Source organism: Erwinia sp. MMLR14_017 (assembly GCF_033657285.1).
GTDB lineage: Bacteria > Pseudomonadota > Gammaproteobacteria > Enterobacterales > Enterobacteriaceae > Erwinia.
In genome coordinates this window covers 232,501-247,006 of record NZ_JAWVWP010000003.1, presented here as the reverse complement: position 1 = coordinate 247,006, position 14,506 = coordinate 232,501, and the positions used below count along the sequence as shown (strand labels likewise).

General features: G+C 53.8%; 12 protein-coding genes. 7 read left to right on the top strand and 5 right to left on the bottom strand.

Annotation, left to right across the window (positions count from 1 at the left end; translation table 11 throughout):
* Positions 1–16 precede the first annotated feature (16 nt).
* Both epd and tkt read right to left on the bottom strand, forming a co-directional pair.
* Positions 17–1,036, bottom strand: coding sequence for an erythrose-4-phosphate dehydrogenase (epd, locus tag SD961_RS06655; RefSeq protein WP_318789610.1), 1,020 nt, complete (start codon positions 1,034–1,036; stop codon positions 17–19).
* Positions 1,037–1,467: 431 nt separating this feature from the next.
* Complete coding sequence (gene tkt, locus SD961_RS06650) at positions 1,468–3,459, bottom strand: transketolase (RefSeq protein ID WP_318789609.1); 1,992 nt, start codon at positions 3,457–3,459, stop codon at positions 1,468–1,470.
* A gap of 285 nt (positions 3,460–3,744) precedes the next feature.
* Between tkt and SD961_RS06645 the strand changes: the two genes are divergently transcribed.
* Positions 3,745–4,497, top strand: a complete 753-nt coding sequence (locus SD961_RS06645) for a M48 family metallopeptidase (protein WP_318789608.1) — start codon at positions 3,745–3,747, stop codon at positions 4,495–4,497.
* A gap of 57 nt (positions 4,498–4,554) precedes the next feature.
* On the opposite strand, the gene speB is transcribed toward SD961_RS06645, so the two are convergent.
* The 3 genes from speB to SD961_RS21700 are packed head-to-tail and all read right to left on the bottom strand — an operon-like array spanning position 4,555 to position 7,558.
* Positions 4,555–5,475, bottom strand: a complete 921-nt coding sequence (speB, locus tag SD961_RS06640; protein WP_318789607.1) for an agmatinase — start codon at positions 5,473–5,475, stop codon at positions 4,555–4,557.
* Between the two features lie 12 nt (positions 5,476–5,487).
* Positions 5,488–7,464 (bottom strand): biosynthetic arginine decarboxylase, encoded by a 1,977-nt coding sequence (gene speA / locus SD961_RS06635; RefSeq protein WP_318789606.1) that lies wholly within the window; start codon positions 7,462–7,464, stop codon positions 5,488–5,490.
* Positions 7,457–7,558 (bottom strand): virulence promoting factor, encoded by a 102-nt coding sequence (locus SD961_RS21700; protein ID WP_412916661.1) that lies wholly within the window; start codon positions 7,556–7,558, stop codon positions 7,457–7,459. The genes speA and SD961_RS21700 overlap by 8 nt, the downstream gene beginning before the upstream one ends.
* Positions 7,559–8,048: 490 nt before the next feature.
* Here SD961_RS21700 and metK point away from each other — a divergent pair, with 490 nt between their 5' ends.
* The 6 genes from metK to gshB all read left to right on the top strand — a co-directional run bounded on the left by metK (position 8,049) and on the right by gshB (position 14,416).
* Positions 8,049–9,203, top strand: coding sequence for a methionine adenosyltransferase (gene metK / locus SD961_RS06630; protein WP_318789605.1), 1,155 nt, complete (start codon positions 8,049–8,051; stop codon positions 9,201–9,203).
* A 404-nt stretch (positions 9,204–9,607) separates the two neighbouring features.
* Positions 9,608–11,005 (top strand): sugar porter family MFS transporter, encoded by a 1,398-nt coding sequence (locus tag SD961_RS06625; protein WP_318789604.1) that lies wholly within the window; start codon positions 9,608–9,610, stop codon positions 11,003–11,005.
* Between the two features lie 77 nt (positions 11,006–11,082).
* Positions 11,083–11,607 carry a SprT family zinc-dependent metalloprotease gene (locus SD961_RS06620; protein ID WP_318789603.1) on the top strand — a complete coding sequence of 175 codons (525 nt, stop codon included), beginning with the start codon at positions 11,083–11,085 and terminating at the stop codon, positions 11,605–11,607.
* A gap of 107 nt (positions 11,608–11,714) precedes the next feature.
* On the top strand, positions 11,715–12,428 hold the full coding sequence (gene endA / locus SD961_RS06615; RefSeq protein WP_318789602.1) for a deoxyribonuclease I: 714 nt from the start codon (positions 11,715–11,717) through the stop codon (positions 12,426–12,428).
* A 74-nt stretch (positions 12,429–12,502) separates the two neighbouring features.
* Positions 12,503–13,234: a 16S rRNA (uracil(1498)-N(3))-methyltransferase gene (rsmE, locus tag SD961_RS06610; RefSeq protein WP_318789601.1), complete on the top strand. Its 732-nt coding sequence runs from the start codon at positions 12,503–12,505 to the stop codon at positions 13,232–13,234.
* Positions 13,235–13,471: 237 nt separating this feature from the next.
* The gene (gene gshB, locus SD961_RS06605; RefSeq protein ID WP_318789600.1) at positions 13,472–14,416 is read left to right on the top strand and encodes a glutathione synthase; all 945 of its coding nucleotides are present in this window, start codon (positions 13,472–13,474) and stop codon (positions 14,414–14,416) included.
* Positions 14,417–14,506: the final 90 nt, after the last annotated feature.

Here is a 14,506-nt window from a genome sequence, read left to right as displayed (position 1 = left end):
GGGCGCAGTCCGCGCCCTACCTGAAACCGCTTGCGGCCATCGCTAACGTGGTGTCGATCATCCGGTTAGCAAAGCCCCACTCGTTGTCGCACCAGACCAGCGTCTTGATCAGGTGCTGACCGCTGACCCGCGTCTGCGTGCCATCGACTATGGCACTGTGCGGATCATGGTTAAAATCTATTGAGACTAACGGTAGTTCCGTATAGTCAACTATACCACTAAATGCCCCTTCTGACGCGTTTCGCAACAAGGCATTAACTTCACACGCCCCTACCGCTCGCCTGACGCTGACGCTCAAATCAATCGCCGTCACGTTTATGGTAGGAACGCGCACCGCTATAGCCTCAAACCGGTCATTAAATTTAGGAAAAATACGAGTAATCCCGGCGGCAAGACGCGTATCGACCGGAATAATAGACTGACTGGCCGCGCGCGTACGCCGCAGGTCGCTGTGATAGGCATCAATCACCTGCTGATCGTGCATTGCAGAGTGGATGGTGGTCACCGTTCCCGACTCAATGCCATAGGCATCATCCAGCAGTTTAATCACAGGAATAATACAGTTCGTCGTGCAGGAGGCATTGGAGACAATCAGATGATTCGGCTGTAGTTCTTTTTCATTCACACCGTAGACCACGGTGGCATCCAGGTCATTCCCGCCGGGATGGGAAAACAGCACTTTTTTTGCACCCGCAGCCAGATGCGCTTCGCCATCTTCGCGGCTGCCGTACACGCCGGTGCAGTCGAGCACTACATCTATATTCAGCTCCCGCCACGGCAGCCCGGCAATCTCCGCACGGTGCAGCAAACGAATCGTGTCTTCGCCTACCGAGAGCAGATCCCGCTCCTGGCGCACGTCCCAGCCAAAGCGTCCGTGGCTGGTGTCATACTTCAGTAAGTGCGCCATGCCAGCCGCTTCCGCCAGCTCATTGACAGCCACCACAGTGATTTCCGCCCGACGGCCAGTTTCATAGAGCGCACGCAGCACGTTACGCCCGATGCGGCCAAACCCGTTTATGGCAATGCGAACTGTCATATCACTCCAGCATCTGAATTCAGTGTAAAACTGGAGCGTTAGCCTGAGGCAGACGATCGGGTTTGTACAGGGAATTTTTGTGTCAGACCACCGGCCTGAAAATCCGTCAGACATCAGCACAGAGACGAACTGAAACGGTTCAGCCAGAATAGTTGAACTCAGGAATAATAGGAATGACCGGGATCAATTGCAGCGACAATCTTTGGATCTGCGTCACAGATTAAGAAAATTAAGAGGACAGCGGCAGCGGGAAAAGTAGCGGTTAAGAGAACGCTTCTGATAATTGTTAAAACCTGCGGCGGAAAGGTCATCAAAGGGAAATTGTCTGGTCGTACTGTAAGAGGCGGCAGAAAAGATATCGAAGGCAGACTCTCTGGCATGGATGAAAACAGACAGCAGTAAGGGGGCGGGATGACTCCCGCCCCAGCGTATTACAGCAGTTCTTTGGTTTTAGCGACCACGTTATCCACGGTGAAGCCAAACATCTCAAACAGCTGCTCAGCAGGTGCTGACTCACCAAAGGTGGTCATGCCTACGATAGCGCCGTTCAGGCCGGTATATTTGAACCAGTAGTCGGCAATACCCGCTTCGATAGCCACGCGAGCGCTGACCGCTTTCGGCAGTACCGCTTCACGGTAGGCGGCATCCTGCTTGTCGAAGGCATCGGTAGAAGGCATAGAAACTACGCGAACTTTACGCCCCTCTGAAGTCAGCCGGTCATACGCGCCTACCGCCAGCTCCACTTCGGAACCGGTAGCGATCAGGATCGCTTCAGGCTGCCCTTCGCAATCTTTCAGCACGTAACCACCGCGCGCAACGTTAGCCAGCTGCTCAGCATTACGATCCTGCTGCGCCAGATTCTGACGGGAGAAGATCAGCGCCGTTGGGCCATCGACACGCTCGATGGCATATTTCCACGCCACCGCAGACTCAACCTGATCGCAAGGACGCCACAGGCTCATGTTTGGCGTAACGCGCAGGCTTGCCATCTGCTCAACCGGCTGGTGCGTCGGGCCATCTTCACCCAGACCGATAGAGTCGTGGGTATAGACCATAATCTGACGAATTTTCATCAGGGCAGCCATACGGGCAGCGTTGCGCGCGTATTCAACAAACATCAGGAAGGTTGCGGTGTATGGCAGGAAGCCACCATGCAGCGTGATGCCGTTGGCAATGGCGGTCATACCGAACTCGCGAACGCCGTAATGGATGTAGTTACCGGCTGCATCTTCATTGATTGGCTTAGAGCCGGACCACATGGTCAGGTTGCTTGGCGCCAGGTCGGCAGAGCCGCCCAGGTATTCAGGCAACAGTTTACCAAAGGCTTCCAGGCTGTTCTGTGACGCTTTGCGGCTGGCGATTTTCGCCGGGTTAGCCTGCAGCTGTTCAATAAACTTCTGCGACTCCGCCTGCCAGTTAGCTGGCAGCTCGTTACCCATACGGCGGCTGAACTCTTTTGCCAGCTCAGGGTAGGCTTTAGCATAGGCCGCAAACTTCTCGTTCCATGCGGCTTCTTTAGCCTGGCCTGCTTCTTTGGCATCCCACTGCGCGTAGATATCCTGTGGAATTTCAAACGGCGCGTGGCTCCAGCCAAGCTGCTTACGGGTCAGGGCCACTTCGTCATCACCCAGCGGCGCGCCGTGTGAGTCGTGGGTGCCTGCTTTGTTCGGCGAGCCGAAACCGATAACGGTTTTGCACAGCAGCAGAGAAGGTTTGTCGCTGACGGCTTTCGCTTCTTCCACCGCTTTTTTGATCGCTTCAGCATCGTGACCATCCACACCGCGCACTACGTGCCAGCCGTAGGCTTCAAAACGCTTAGCGGTATCATCAGTAAACCAGCCGTCGATGTGGCCGTCGATAGAGATGCCGTTGTCATCATAGAAAGCCACCAGTTTGCCAAGCGCGAGCGTACCCGCCAGCGAGCAGACTTCATGGGAGATCCCTTCCATCATGCAGCCATCACCCATAAATACATAGGTGCTGTGATCGACAATATCGTGACCAGGACGGTTAAACTGAGCGGCCATTGTGCGCTCTGCAATCGCCATGCCTACGGCGTTCGCAATACCCTGCCCCAGCGGGCCGGTGGTGGTTTCAACGCCTGCGGTATAACCAAATTCCGGATGACCTGGAGTTTTAGAGTGCAGCTGACGGAAGTTAGCCAGTTCAGAGATTGGCAAATCATAGCCGCTGAGGTGCAGCAGGCTGTAAATCAGCATCGATCCGTGACCATTGGACAGCACAAAGCGGTCGCGGTCAGCCCAGAGTGGGTTAGTGGGGTTATGGTTCAGGAAGTCACGCCACAGCACTTCGGCGATATCTGCCATGCCCATCGGGGCGCCCGGGTGGCCAGATTTGGCTTTTTGTACCGCATCCATACTTAATGCGCGAATGGCGTTAGCAAGCTCTTTACGAGAAGACATGTTCTACTCCAGGTCGGATTAAACGCTTCGCCGTCCTTAACCTATTTTAATCAATGAGTTATCAGGCAAAGTTGTAAAAGTCGACCCACAATGTACATGAAACACAGGCCTCCTGTACATGGCGAAACGTGCAAAATACCGGGAGGAAACTTGCGCTTTGAGAGCTTAGCCACTATGCATTTGTCTCGGGGAAGGTTATAACGCCCTCTTTATTGTTCGCTTTTTTATCTCCCTTTTTGGCAGGTTCTTGTTTTTATTACCTTGTTACCCACTGGATGAAATAATATGAAATTACGTAACTCTGTACTTACCCTGGGTCTGATTTCCGCACTTTCTGGTTGCCAGAATTTCGACAGTAATGCGCTGTTGCAGTCCGGCGCGCAGGCTTATCAGGCTGCCACGCTGAGCGATGAACAGGTCAAAGAGCTGAGCGTGAAGTCGTGCGAACAGATGGACAGCGAAGCGCAGATTGCTCCCGCCAGCAGCGTATATACTCAGCGCCTGAACAAAATTGCGGCGGCGCTGGGCGACAACATCAACGGCACGCCAGCCAACTACAAAGTTTACGTCACCAAGGATGTTAATGCCTGGGCGATGGCGAACGGCTGTATCCGCGTCTACAGCGGACTGATGGATATGATGACCGACAATGAAGTGGAAGGCGTACTCGGTCATGAAATGGGCCACGTTGCGCTGGGCCATACCCGTCGCGCCATGCAGGTTGCCTACAGCGCCACGGCTGCCCGTACGGCTGCGGCATCGGTGGGCGGCATCGCCGCTACGCTTTCTCAGTCTCAGCTGGGCGACCTGGGCGAGAAGCTGGTTAATGCACAGTTCTCGCAGAAACAGGAATCTCAGGCGGATGACTACTCGTTTGACCTGATGAAGAAGCGCGGCATCAATCCGGAAGGTCTGGTCACCAGCTTTGAAAAACTCTCGAAGCTGGAAGGCAGCCACGAAAGCACCATGTTTGACTCCCACCCCTCTTCCACTTCACGCGCCCAGCACATCAAAGATCGTATTGCTGCCGGTAAATAACTGAAGCGATAAAAAAAGGGCGCACCCACAGGCGCGCCCTTCTCTTACCTGCCGTTATCAGCCTTTATTGACGGCCTGAACGTGCAGCATATCCAGCGCCAGCGTTGCCGCCGCAAGCGCAGTGATATCGGACTGATCGTAGCCCGGTGCCACTTCCACCAGATCCATACCGACGATATTCAACCCCTGCAAACCGCGCACCAGCCTGGTCGCTTTATCCGTGGTTAATCCGCCAATCACCGGCGTGCCGGTACCCGGCGCGTGAGCCGGATCCAGACAGTCGATATCAAAGGTCAGGTAAACCGGCATATCGCCAACGATCTCTTTCACCTGAGCGATGATGTCATCCACGCTGCGATCGTTGACCTGCGCCGCATCAAGCACGTTAAAGCCCAGCGAGGCGTCGAATTCAGTGCGGATACCGATCTGCACTGAGTGTGCCGGATCGATCAGCCCTTCCTGCGGCGCATGGTGGAACATGGTGCCGTGGTCAAACTTCGGTCCGTTAGAGTAGGTATCAGTGTGGGCATCGAAATGCACCAGCGCCATCTTACCGAAGTGTTTCGCATGTGCGCGCAGCAGAGGCAGCGTCACGTAATGATCGCCGCCGAAGGTCATCATGCGCTTGCCGTTCGCCAGCAGTTTTTCCGCGTGCGCCTGCAGCTTATCGGTCAGATCCTGCGAATCTCCAAAGGCATAGACCAGGTCGCCACAGTCAATTACCTTCAGGCGCTGACGCAGGTCGAAGTTCCACGGCCAGCGGCAGCCTTCCCATGCCAGGTTAGTGGAGATCTGACGAATGGCACCCGGCCCCAGGCGGCTGCCCGGTCGGCCAGAGGTCGCCGCATCGAAAGGAATACCGGTAATCACCCACTCGGCATCGCTGTCGTAGGGTTGGAAGTTAACCGGAAAACGCATAAAACCAAAGGCGTTTGAAACCAGCGAGTTATCATACTGGTTGCCCAGGGTGTTATTCATACACAATCCTCTTTATTCATCTTCCAGATAGGTATAGCCGTAGAGGCCAGACTCAAACTCTTGCAGGAATTGCGCGCGCAGCTCCTCGTCCAGATCGCTCTCTTTGATCTGATTGCGGAAGTGCGTCAGCAGCTCCTGAGGATCAAGCTGCACATACTCCAGCATATCAGCAACGGTGTCGCCTTCATCTGAAAGCTGCACGTCAACCCGACCATCGGCATAGGCAAAGACGTCAACCGCTTCGGTATCGCCGAACAGGTTGTGCATATTGCCAAGGATCTCCTGATAGGCGCCGACCATAAAGAAGCCCAGCATCGGCGGGTTATCCACGTCGTACTGCGGCATTGGCATGGTTGTCGCAATGCCGTCACCGTCTACGTAGTGATCGATGGTGCCGTCCGAGTCACAGGTGATATCCAGCAGCACGGCGCGACGCTCTGGCGATTTATTCAGCCCTTCCAGCGGCATAACCGGGAACAGCTGGTCAATTCCCCACGCATCCGGCATCGACTGGAACAGCGAGAAGTTGACGTAGATTTTATCCGCCATGCGCTCCTGCAGTTCGTCGATAATCGGACGGTGGGCGCGGTTGCTGGGGTCCAGGTGCTGCTGGATATAGTGGCAGATGCTCAGATAAAGCTGCTCGGCCCAGGCACGCTGCTTCAGATCGTAAGTTCCCTGCGAGTAGCCGGTGTGGATATCAAAGAGATCCATCTGGCTGTCGTGCAGCCATTCGCGCAGCGAGCGGCGATTGTCTGGCTCGTGCATCTCCTGCCAGGTATCCCACATGCTGACGATAGGACGTGGCGAATCGCCTTCAGGCGGATGCGGTTCGCTGAACTCGTTACGCTCCACGCCGATGATGTTTGACACCAGCACGGTATGGTGCGCGGTTACCGCACGACCAGACTCGGTGATCACCGTAGGGTGCGGCAGATTGTGCTCTTCACACGCATCGCCTATCGCCCAGATTACGTTGTTTGCATACTCATTCAGGCCATAGTTTACCGAACAGTCGGACTGCGAACGCGTACCTTCATAGTCCACGCCCAGGCCACCGCCCACGTCAAAGCACTGAATGTTTACGCCAAGCTTAGCCAGCTCCACATAGAAACGCGCCGACTCACGCACGCCAGTAGCGATATCACGGATATTCGCCATCTGCGAACCGAGATGGAAGTGCAGCAGTTGCAGGCTTTCCATCCGGCCCGCTTCGCGCATGATCTCGACCAGCTTCAGAACCTGCGTGGCCGACAGACCAAATTTAGATTTTTCGCCGCCGCTGGACTGCCATTTACCGGAACCCTGCGAAGCCAGGCGCGCACGGATACCCAGGCGCGGGATCACGTTCAGCCGTTCAGCTTCTTCAAGCACCAGCTTCACTTCGGTCATTTTTTCCAGCACCAGATAGACTTTATGGCCCATCTTTTCGCCAATCAGCGCCAGACGAATGTACTCACGGTCTTTGTAGCCGTTACAGACAATCACCGAGCGCGTCATGCCCGCATGTGCCAGCACTGCCATCAGCTCAGCTTTGGAACCAGCCTCTAAGCCCAGCGGTTCACCAGAGTTGATCAGCGACTCGATCACGCGCTTGTGCTGGTTAACTTTTATCGGATAGACAAGGAAATAATCACCGCGATAGCCATAGGATTCACGCGCACGTTTAAAGGCCGCGTTTATCGAACGAAGGCGATGTTGCAGAATCTGAGGGAAACAAAACAGGGCGGGAAGACGCTGGCCTTCAGCCTCACGCTCTTTAACCAGTTTCGCTAAATCGACGCGTGCTTCCGGCACGTCCGGATCGGGGCAGACACTGATGTGCCCCAGCTCATTGACGTCATAATAGTTATTACCCCACCAGGCAATATTGTAGGTGCGCAGCATCTTGCTGGCATCTTGATCGCTCATAGCCACCTCCTGCATGGAGCGGAGTACACCCTGTTCGCCTGCTGACGAACCCTTGATAGTCTTCATGTCGTCAGACATTACGAGCCTCAAATTCAAATGATGCGAAACAGTTAACTACTATCGCAGGGAAATGCTGCGACAACAACCCATCGACTACCGGGAAATCCAGCATAAAACACTGGCGAATCACACCAATCGGTCTGTGAAGTATAACATTAAACATGACGTACACTTCCCACGGCACTCACTCTCAGCTAACGCTGAATAAGGGAGAAGCCTGATAAAAGAGTAGACGGCGTAGGTGTCGGAAAGATGAAGGAGGTCGGGACAGTGCAACGCAGCGGCGTTTTATACAGCCGAAACGCCCAAAATGCAAAATCTAAATCGCTGAAATGCGTACCCTGTCATGAATCTTTTCCACTTTGCGCCTCATCTGAAAAAAGCTTTAAAGAAAAAAGGCTGGCAATCCGATTAATGAGTAACCTAAAATAGCCGTCCAGATGTTAATCCATCTATACTGGTTAACTTCTAAGCGTCTTCTTTTATATGTACTGCTCATGGCTTTGCCTGAGGGGGCGCTGAGAGCCTGAACCGGTTAACGGTGACAGTATTTTCGCGCTATGCAGTCGATTTCAACCCGTATTCAGTAAGGTAAAGAATTAATGGCTAAACACCTTTTCACTTCCGAGTCCGTCTCAGAAGGACATCCTGATAAAATCGCCGACCAGATTTCCGATGCCGTGCTTGATGCTATTCTTGAGCAGGATCCGAAAGCTCGTGTGGCTTGCGAGACGTATGTAAAAACGGGCATGGTGCTGGTTGGCGGCGAGATCACCACTTCTGCCTGGGTTGATATTGAAGAGATCACCCGTAACACCGTGCGCGAAATCGGTTATGTCCATTCCGATATGGGCTTTGATGCCAACTCTTGCGCCGTACTGAATGCTATTGGTAAACAGTCGCCGGACATTAACCAGGGCGTTGACCGTGCTGACCCCCTTGAGCAGGGTGCAGGCGACCAGGGCCTGATGTTTGGCTACGCCACCAACGAAACCGATGTGCTGATGCCAGCTCCCGTGACCTATGCGCACCGTCTGGTGCAGCGTCAGTCAGAAGTGCGTAAAAACGGCACGCTGCCGTGGCTGCGCCCGGATGCCAAAAGCCAGATCACTTTCCAGTATGATAACGGCAAAATTGTCGGTATCGATGCTGTCGTTCTCTCTACTCAGCATTCCGAAGATATCTCGCAGAAAGATCTGCAGGAAGCGGTGATGGAAGAGATCATCAAGCCGGTACTGCCTGAAGAGTGGATCAACAGCAGCACCAAATATCATATCAACCCGACCGGCCGTTTTGTTATCGGTGGACCAATGGGTGACTGCGGATTGACCGGACGTAAAATCATCGTTGATACCTACGGCGGTATGGCGCGTCACGGTGGTGGTGCTTTCTCCGGTAAAGATCCCTCTAAAGTTGACCGTTCAGCGGCCTACGCGGCACGTTACGTAGCTAAAAACATCGTTGCTGCTGGCCTGGCTGACCGCTGCGAGATCCAGGTTTCTTACGCTATTGGCGTGGCTGAACCTACCTCAATCATGGTGGAAACCTTCGGTACAGAGAAAATCTCAACCGAGCAGCTGACCCTGCTGGTGCGTGAGTTCTTCGACCTGCGTCCATACGGTTTGATCCAGATGCTGGATCTGCTGCACCCTATCTACCGTGAGACAGCTGCTTACGGCCACTTTGGTCGTGAACACTTCCCATGGGAAAAAACCGACAAGGCTGCGCAACTGCGTGAGGCAGCTGGCCTGAAATAAGCCAAAGCAGGCACACCTGAGGGCACCCAGCGGGTGCCCTTTTTGATCCCTGCGGCTGGCAGAATAGTCTTCTGTGGCTACACTTCTTTTGGCCCTGACGCGCTTAATTGTTAACGGTTACACGCAGAAACATTCTGTAAATCTGACAATTAAGAATTAACACGCTTAACAAGGTGTGGCGGAATGCGCTATTTTCAGCGCTGTCCGATAGCAGGGCACTTGGGAACTAAGTGAGACTACCTCACTATCTGGTTACAAAGCGTAAGCGCGCGTGAAAATGCTGTTTTTCGGATTGATCTGGTGTGTAACCGATTACACCAATGTGATCTCCAGCACAGTCTTGCGGGCTGAGGTTTTCTAACATTTATAACAACAATAAGCAGTACCACTTTAATGGAGGCGTTATGCCTGATAATAAGAAACAGAGCAGAACATCGAACAAGGCGATGACCTTTTTTGTTTGTTTCCTTGCAGCACTGGCCGGTCTGTTGTTTGGTCTGGATATCGGCGTTATCGCCGGCGCCCTGCCATTTATCGCCAAAGATTTTAACGTTACCCCGCATCAGCAGGAGTGGATTGTCAGCTCAATGATGTTCGGCGCCGCCGTCGGCGCCGTCGGCAGCGGCTGGATGTCTTCCCGTCTGGGACGTAAAAAAAGCCTGATGATTGGCGCAGTCCTGTTCGTCATCGGTTCCCTGTGGTCTGCCATGTCCTCTAACCCGGAAATGCTGATCTTCGCCCGTGTTGTGCTGGGTCTGGCTGTGGGTGTGGCTTCTTATACTGCGCCGCTTTATCTTTCCGAGATCGCTCCGGAAAAAATTCGCGGCAGTATGATTTCGCTTTACCAGTTGATGATTACCATCGGCATCCTGGGTGCCTACCTCTCTGACACCGCCTTCAGCTATACCGGCGAATGGCGCTGGATGCTGGGTATCATCACCATTCCTGCAGCTCTGCTGCTGGTGGGGGTTTGCTTCCTGCCCAACAGCCCGCGCTGGCTGGCGGCAAAAGGCGACTTCCGCACCGCTCAGCGCGTGCTGGACCGTCTGCGTGATACCAGCGAGCAGGCAAAACGCGAGCTGGATGAAATCCGTGAAAGCCTGAAGATCAAACAATCTGGCTGGAGCCTGTTTAAAGACAACAGCAACTTCCGCCGTGCGGTTTATCTGGGCGTACTTCTGCAGGTGATGCAGCAGTTCACCGGCATGAACGTCATTATGTATTACGCGCCGAAGATTTTTGAAATCGCTGGCTTTACCAACACCACCGAGCAGATGTGGGGCACCGTCATCGTTGGCCTGGTCAACGTACTGGCTACCTTTATCGCTATCGGTCTGGTTGACCGTTGGGGCCGTAAACCAACGCTGAAACTGGGCTTTATGGTGATGGCGGTAGGCATGGGCGTGCTGGGAACCATGCTGCATATGGGCATTCATTCTGAAGGCGCGCAGTACTTTGCTATCGCCATGCTGATGATGTTCATCATTGGTTTCGCCATGAGCGCCGGTCCGTTGATCTGGGTACTCTGTTCTGAAATCCAGCCGCTGAAAGGCCGCGATTTCGGTATCACCGTTTCCACCGCGACGAACTGGATCGCCAACATGATTGTCGGCGCAACCTTCCTGACCATGCTCAATACGCTGGGCAATGCGAACACCTTCTGGGTCTACGCCGGTCTGAACATCGTGTTTATCATCCTGACCATTATGCTGATTCCGGAAACCAAAAACGTTTCGCTGGAACACATTGAACGCAACCTGTTGGGCGGCAAAAAGCTGCGCGATATCGGCCAGCGTGACTAAACAGTAAAACAGTACTGGCCGGGGAATCCCGGCCAGCTTTATTGTAATCCTCTTCCTCCGATCGTATTCTTTGCCGTATGAAATCCCCCAGACTTCCCATTGCGCTGCAACAGGCGGTGATGCGCTCGCTGCGTGAAAAATTGCAGCAGGCAAACCATCGGCTCGAACGCCACTACCCTGAACCCAAACTTCTCTACCAGCAGCGCGGCACGGCTGCGGGCACCGCATGGCTGCAACAGTGGGAGATCCGCCTGAATCCGGTGCTTCTGCTGGAGAATCAGCAGGCGTTTATTAATGAAGTCGTTCCCCATGAGCTGGCCCATCTTCTGGTCTGGAAGCATTTTGGCCGCGTGCCGCCGCACGGCAAAGAGTGGAAGTGGATGATGGAAAGCGTATTAGGCGTGCCTGCACAGCGTACCCATAAGTTTGAGATTGATTCTGTACGCAGCCGTGCATTTCCTTATCGCTGTGGCTGTCAGCAGCATCAGTTAACCGTACGCCGCCACAACCGCGTATTACGGGGGGAAAGCGAGTATCGCTGCGTCTCCTGCGGTGAACGCCTTCTGCCTGGTGAGTTCCAAAAATCTGAAAAACTGGCCTGAGGGTGAAAAATAGCGCCAGTAACGTCCTGATTACTTCCGGCTGATTTCCCGTAACCGTCTCCATCTGTTACTCTCGCCGCCTCGTTTTCAGGAGAGATTTTCAGAACATGCCTCGCAACATTATTCGCAGCTTTTCACTCTTTTTGCTCTTTTCCCCGCTGGTTGCGCACAGCTTCAGCCAGAACAACTATCATCAGAACAGTTTTGGCCAGGCTAAAGAGTATGCGGCTAAGCTCAATGCGGATGCGCCGGGTTCATTCTACTGTGGCTGTAAAATCACCTGGAAAGGCAAGAAAGGCATTCCTGACCTCGCCTCCTGCGGCTATCAGGTGCGTAAAAACGCCAGCCGCGCAAAGCGTATCGAATGGGAACATGTGGTACCGGCCTGGACCTTTGGACACCAGCGTCAGTGCTGGCAGAATGGCGGGCGTAAACAGTGTGCCAAAGATGCCGGCTATCGCCGTATTGAAACGGACCTGCACAACCTTCAGCCCGCAATAGGTGAGGTGAACGGCGATCGCGGTAACTTTATGTACAGCCAGTGGAACGGCAGTGAGCGCCAGTATGGTCAGTGTGAAATGAAAATCGACTTTAAAAACAAACTGGCCGAGCCGCCAGCCCGCGCCCGTGGTGCCATAGCACGGACCTGGTTTTATATGCGCGACCAATACCAGATAAGCATGTCAAAGCAGCAAACCCAGCTGATGACAGTCTGGGACAAGCTCTATCCGGTCACCCCCTGGGAGTGTGAGAGAGATAACCGCATTGCTAAGGTACAGGGCAACCATAATCCTTATATACAGCAAGCTTGCCAGCGGTAAAATCGCTGACCTAAACTAGAGCACATCTTCAGGCCGTGCCCATTGCATGACCATTAACCTTTAGCAGGATTTCCATGCGAATACCCCGCATTTTTCATCCCGAGACGTTGACCGCTGGCAGTGAAATTGCCCTCAGCGACGAGGCCGCTAACCATGTAGGTCGCGTACTGCGCATGGGGGCCGGACAGGCCCTGGAATTGTTCGATGGCACTAATCTGACTTTTCCCGCAGAAATTGTGCAGGCAGATAAAAAAAGCGTTCGCGTTTCGGTGGGCGAAAGCCGCGAAGAGAGCCGTGAATCCCCGCTTCATCTGCATCTGGGTCAGGTAATGTCCCGTGGCGAGAAGATGGAGTTCACCATTCAGAAGGCCGTTGAACTCGGGGTAAATGTGATTACCCCCTTGTTTTCTGAGCGCTGTGGCGTAAAGCTGGACGCCGATCGTCTGGCTAAAAAGCATCAGCAGTGGCAAAAAATCGTGATTGCCGCCTGTGAACAGTGCGGCAGAAACAGCGTGCCGGAAGTGCGTGAAGCCATGACGCTGGAAGCGTGGAGCGCAGAGCAGGATGCGGGATTAAAGCTGAACCTGCATCCAAGAGCCAGCCAGAGTATTAATACGCTGCCGCTCCCCGTCGAACGTGTCCGGCTTCTCATTGGTCCGGAAGGTGGCCTGACCGCTGATGAAATCAGTATGACGGCAGGCTACGGCTTTACCGATATCCTGTTAGGTCCACGCGTCCTTCGCACTGAAACAACGGCGTTGACGGCGATTACTGCTCTTCAGGTTCGCTTTGGCGATCTCGGGTAAGCCTGGAGAGAGAAAACAGCACGCATCACTTCATCCCACCTTTCAGCGCGGGACGGAAAGCCCAATTGGTGATGCAAAATTATTATAGTTGGGTAAGTTATGCCAGACCGCTGAGCCTGAGCCTCCTCGTTGCGGGCACGCCAGCGTGCAGAAACTTCAGCGAACTCAAAGGCGCGTGAGTTTCAGACACGACCAGCGTTAAACATGGCAAATAAGATAGCTCACTGGAGAGACAAAATGATTAAGCTTGGCATTGTGATGGACCCTATTACCTCCATCAATATTAAAAAAGACACCAGCTTCGCAATGTTGCTGGAAGCACAGCGCCGTGGTTACGAAATCCATTATATGGAGATGAAGGATCTCTATCTGCGCGGTGGCGAAGCTCGTGCACGCACCCACAGCCTTAGCGTTGAGCAGAACTATGACAAGTGGTTTGAGTTCGGCAGCGAGCAGGACATTGCGCTGGCCGATCTGAACGTGGTTCTGATGCGTAAAGATCCGCCGTTTGATACTGAGTTCATCTATGCTACCTATATCCTGGAACGTGCAGAGGAACAGGGAACGCTGATCGTCAACAAACCGCAGAGCCTGCGTGACTGTAACGAAAAGCTGTTCACCGCCTGGTTTGCTGAACTGACGCCAGATACGTTGGTGACCCGTAATGCGCAGCAGATACGTGAGTTCTGGCAGGAGCATGGCGATATCATCCTGAAACCGCTGGATGGCATGGGCGGCGCCTCTATTTTCCGCATCAAGCAGGAAGATCCCAACCTGTCAGTCATCATCGAGACGTTAACCGAGCACGGTAACTTCTACTGCATGGCGCAAAATTATCTGCCTGCTATTAAAGAAGGGGATAAGCGCGTGCTGGTTGTGGATGGCGAACCTGTGCCCTACTGCCTGGCCCGTATTCCTAAGTCTGGTGAAACGCGAGGAAATCTGGCGGCTGGTGGACGTGGTGAAGCGCGTCCGCTTTCTGAAAGCGACTGGGAAATTGCCCGCCGCGTGGGTCCGACCCTGAAAGCCAAAGGGCTGATTTTTGTAGGTCTGGATATCATTGGCGATAAACTGACCGAGATTAACGTGACCAGCCCAACCTGCGTCCGTGAGATCGAGGCCGCATTCCCAATTTCAATTACTGGTATGCTGATGGATGCCATTGAAAAACGCCTGGCCTGACGGTACGCGGGGTCAACGGGCCCCTTTATTAACCCGTTAATTACGCACGCGGCCGGGCCGCGTGCGGTTAACCCGAATACAGAATCCTGA

Excerpts from the sequence above, each read along its gene's own strand:
- metK (WP_318789605.1), top strand. The coding sequence starts at position 8,049 with ATGGCTAAACACCTTTTCACTTCCGAGTCCGTCTCAGAAGGACATCCT.
- epd (WP_318789610.1), bottom strand. The coding sequence starts at position 1,036 with ATGACAGTTCGCATTGCCATAAACGGGTTTGGCCGCATCGGGCGTAAC.
- endA (WP_318789602.1), top strand. The coding sequence starts at position 11,715 with ATGCCTCGCAACATTATTCGCAGCTTTTCACTCTTTTTGCTCTTTTCC.
- gshB (WP_318789600.1), top strand. The coding sequence starts at position 13,472 with ATGATTAAGCTTGGCATTGTGATGGACCCTATTACCTCCATCAATATT.
- SD961_RS21700 (WP_412916661.1), bottom strand. The coding sequence starts at position 7,558 with ATGCTGGATTTCCCGGTAGTCGATGGGTTGTTGTCGCAGCATTTCCCT.
- SD961_RS06645 (WP_318789608.1), top strand. The coding sequence starts at position 3,745 with ATGAAATTACGTAACTCTGTACTTACCCTGGGTCTGATTTCCGCACTT.
- rsmE (WP_318789601.1), top strand. The coding sequence starts at position 12,503 with ATGCGAATACCCCGCATTTTTCATCCCGAGACGTTGACCGCTGGCAGT.
- speB (WP_318789607.1), bottom strand. The coding sequence starts at position 5,475 with ATGAATAACACCCTGGGCAACCAGTATGATAACTCGCTGGTTTCAAAC.
- SD961_RS06625 (WP_318789604.1), top strand. The coding sequence starts at position 9,608 with ATGCCTGATAATAAGAAACAGAGCAGAACATCGAACAAGGCGATGACC.
- SD961_RS06620 (WP_318789603.1), top strand. The coding sequence starts at position 11,083 with ATGAAATCCCCCAGACTTCCCATTGCGCTGCAACAGGCGGTGATGCGC.
- tkt (WP_318789609.1), bottom strand. The coding sequence starts at position 3,459 with ATGTCTTCTCGTAAAGAGCTTGCTAACGCCATTCGCGCATTAAGTATG.
- speA (WP_318789606.1), bottom strand. The coding sequence starts at position 7,464 with ATGTCTGACGACATGAAGACTATCAAGGGTTCGTCAGCAGGCGAACAG.